The organism is Rhizobium sp. MHM7A (genome assembly GCF_005862215.1).
Taxonomy (GTDB): Bacteria; Pseudomonadota; Alphaproteobacteria; order Rhizobiales; family Rhizobiaceae; genus Rhizobium; species Rhizobium bangladeshense.
Genome location: NZ_VCHT01000056.1, coordinates 1 through 2,934, shown reverse-complemented (window position 1 = coordinate 2,934; position 2,934 = coordinate 1). Strand labels below are relative to the sequence as shown.

Below are 2,934 nucleotides of genomic sequence, written 5' to 3'. Positions count from 1 at the left end.
TGCTGGTGGTGACTGCCGTCGCCGGCGGCTACCGCATCAATCTGACACCGAGCGAGCCACTCGGCCTGTGGCGCATCATCCCGCTTCATCGACCGGCAGCACTCGACGACATCGTGTTCGTCTGCCCACCGGAAACGGCGGCGATGCGGGAAGCGAGGGCACGAGGCTATCTCCGTTCTGGTTCCTGCCCGGGCGGTGTTGCACCGTTGATCAAGACAGTGATCGCCGTTGCAGGACAGCATGCCGAAATCGATGCCAGCGTAACCGTGGATGGGCGGGTGGTTTCCTCTTCCAGTCTCGCACAACGAGATGGAAAAGGCCGGCCGCTGACGCCCTCTCCGAGCGCCATTATACCGCCAGGATATGTCTTCCTGCATTCCGCATTCCCCGGCTCCTACGACTCCCGATACTTCGGTCCGGTGCCAGCTTCCGCCATTCTCGGCCTGGCGCAGGAGGTCCTCACCTATGCGCCGTGATTACATTCGGTCGACGCTGCTGATCTTCGCTTCGATCGTAATCGGCGTGGTGGGCTGGAGCGGGCATGTGTTGCTTCTACCCGTCGCGCTGGGGTTTCCCGTTCTCTGGTCGACCTCGCAATCGAGATCGGTAGCGGCACTTGTCTCCGCCGCATATTTCCTGGGCGCATCACGGGGTTTGCCCCAAGGCGTGGCCGCCTTTTATTCGTCCAATATCTGGCCGGGCCTCCTGCTCTGGCTGGGTGCGTCTATGAGTTTCGTTACCGTCCATTCCGTCCTCTGGACGAAGTACCCGAACGTTCGTCCGTTTCGCTATCTCCTCGCAGCGATCGTCATGTTCATTCCGCCGTTCGGCATCACAGGCTGGGCGCATCCTGTCACGGCTGCTGGTGTTCTGTTTCCGGGATGGGGATGGTGCGGATTAGGGCTCATGAAAGCTGGCCTTGCCGGCCTCGTAACCCGCACGTGGCCAGCTGTCGCCATCGCCTTGATAGGCTTTTGGCTGTGGTCCGCCGCGATCTGGACCGACGCGAAACTACCGGAAGGTTGGCGCGGCGTCGATTTGGAAATGGGGGCTTCGCTCGGCCGTGAGGCCGGTCTTCAACGCTACCGTGACATGATCGCAACGGTGCGTGGCGCAGCCAGCGATGGCGCTCGCTTTGTGGTGCTGCCGGAAAGTGCGCTTGGTTTCTGGACACCGACCGTGCGGCGTCTGTGGGCAGGCGCCTTCAGAGACGGTGATGCGTCGGTCATCGCCGGCGCCACGGTGCTCGATGCCACCGGCTACGACAATGTCCTCGTCGCGATCGACGGGAAGGGCGGACGCATTCTCTATCGCGAACGCATGCCGGTTCCTGGTTCGATGTGGCAGCCATGGCGATCGTGGTTTGGGGAGAGCGGCGGCGCCCGGGCGGATTTCTTCGCGAACCCGGTCGTCTCCATTGGTGCCAGCCGTGCGGCACCACTGATCTGCTACGAGCAGCTGATCGTTTGGCCGGTCCTTCAGTCCATGCTGCACGATCCGGACTTCATCATTGCCGTCGGAAACGGGTGGTGGACCGAAGGGACATCAATCGTTGCTATCCAGCGAGCCGCCACCGCGGCGTGGGCAAGGCTCTTCGCAAAACCGCTCGTCATTACCTTCAACACCTGAGTGCCAAGGAGACACCATGCTCGACGCCGTCCTGATCAAAGAATGCGCCGACCCTTTTCTCAAACCCGCGATCCTCGAGCAGTTCGTGATGGCAGCGGGCTCGGCTGATCCCCTCGCCGTCACCGTCAGATCGGGCGGTCGATTGATCCTCATCCCGAAAGCGGCATCGGCCGAGGAGGCGATGGCGATCGTACGGCAATATGCTGGTCAGGCGGTCGTTCGCGTTGGGCTGACGCAGTTTCCCGCTGGGGTTGGAGCCAAGGAAGCGACCGATTTAAAGTCAGGTTTGGTCGCCTGCCAGAACCTTCGCAAAGGCACGGCGATGTTCGCCAAGGTCCTTAGGATCGTTGCGAAATGGTATGGCAACCCCACGAGCAAAGACGTCTTCCCGCAGATTTTCGAGGATGCGATTTACGCATGGAAGACCGGTGAGTTCGAGGGCGTGAGCGTGTTTCAGGCGGAGGATCCAGGCGGGGCACTAGCCAACCAAAATGAACCGCGGGCCGATAAATCGGAGGCGAATACGGTCGATGCCGGGACTCCGCTACGGGCCGAGGCAGAACCTTCGGACGAAAAGAAAATTGGCACTGCGGGAATACGGGTCGATCTATCTCGCATTGGTGGTCAGCAGTAGTGTTGCGCCATCGCCAGCAGATAGGACGGACCACGCTACGATTTTCGGGTGGCAGCATTGTGCGAGCGCGGAGGTTGCAGTTCCCCGGCCCCCGGCATTCTTGACGAAAGATCGCCCTCCCTTAGCTTCCAGGGGAGCATCGGAAGACGCCGCGAGCGCGTACGGTGGAATGCTCTCATCGACCTCGAAGGTTCCGATGCCCAGATATTATTTCAATATCATTGCCGGAGATGGCATCCGAGAAGACCTGGAAGGAACCGAGCTTCCGAGCCTTGAGGATGCACCGCTCGAAGCCATCGAGGATGCACGGGCCCTGATGAGCGACGCCATTCTGCTCGGCCAAGATATCTCTTCGCGGCGGCTGGAGATTTGCAACGAGGCGGGAGACGTGTTGCTGACAGTACTATTCAAGAACGCGATCAAGCCGGTTGCTTGAACTACTTCGCCCGCAACGGCAGCCCTAGCACCTTTTCATATTCCCGCTCCGGAACGCCGTAGCAGCCACCGGCGATGTCGAGAAGCTTTTGACGGCTGAGAATGCGGAGATTTCCGCGCGTTGATCGGACCGCATGTCGGCCTTCAAGAATATGGAGCGGCGATGTCACGTTGTCGGCAACTTAACGGGTGGCGGATAATTCGGTTGAGATGACCTCATCGACCATCAGCTACAA

Annotated in this window: 4 protein-coding genes and 1 pseudogene; 4 read left to right on the top strand and 1 reads right to left on the bottom strand. The window is 60.4% G+C overall.

Features of this window, described 5'->3' with window-relative positions:
• Positions 1 to 2: 2 nt before the first annotated feature.
• From traF to FFR93_RS40245, 4 genes are all read left to right on the top strand, one after another.
• Entirely contained in the window at positions 3 to 476 is a 474-nt protein-coding gene (traF, locus tag FFR93_RS40260; RefSeq protein WP_138397216.1) for a conjugative transfer signal peptidase TraF, read from the top strand.
• Positions 466 to 1,629, top strand: coding sequence for a conjugal transfer protein TraB (locus FFR93_RS40255; protein ID WP_138397215.1), 1,164 nt, complete (start codon positions 466 to 468; stop codon positions 1,627 to 1,629). The genes traF and FFR93_RS40255 overlap by 11 nt, the downstream gene beginning before the upstream one ends.
• 16 nt (positions 1,630 to 1,645) lie before the next feature.
• On the top strand, positions 1,646 to 2,263 hold the full coding sequence (locus FFR93_RS40250) for a TraH family protein (protein ID WP_138397214.1): 618 nt from the start codon (positions 1,646 to 1,648) through the stop codon (positions 2,261 to 2,263).
• A 196-nt stretch (positions 2,264 to 2,459) separates the two neighbouring features.
• A complete protein-coding gene (locus tag FFR93_RS40245) occupies positions 2,460 to 2,699 on the top strand; it encodes a hypothetical protein (protein ID WP_171049349.1) in 240 nt (79 codons plus the stop codon).
• 1 nt (position 2,700) lies between these two features.
• On the opposite strand, the pseudogene FFR93_RS41850 reads toward FFR93_RS40245, so the two are convergent.
• Positions 2,701 to 2,868, bottom strand: a pseudogene (locus FFR93_RS41850) (Crp/Fnr family transcriptional regulator); the annotation flags it as partial.
• Positions 2,869 to 2,934: the final 66 nt, after the last annotated feature.

Excerpts from the sequence above, each read along its gene's own strand:
- FFR93_RS40255 (WP_138397215.1), top strand. The coding sequence starts at position 466 with ATGCGCCGTGATTACATTCGGTCGACGCTGCTGATCTTCGCTTCGATC.
- FFR93_RS40250 (WP_138397214.1), top strand. The coding sequence starts at position 1,646 with ATGCTCGACGCCGTCCTGATCAAAGAATGCGCCGACCCTTTTCTCAAA.
- FFR93_RS40245 (WP_171049349.1), top strand. The coding sequence starts at position 2,460 with ATGCCCAGATATTATTTCAATATCATTGCCGGAGATGGCATCCGAGAA.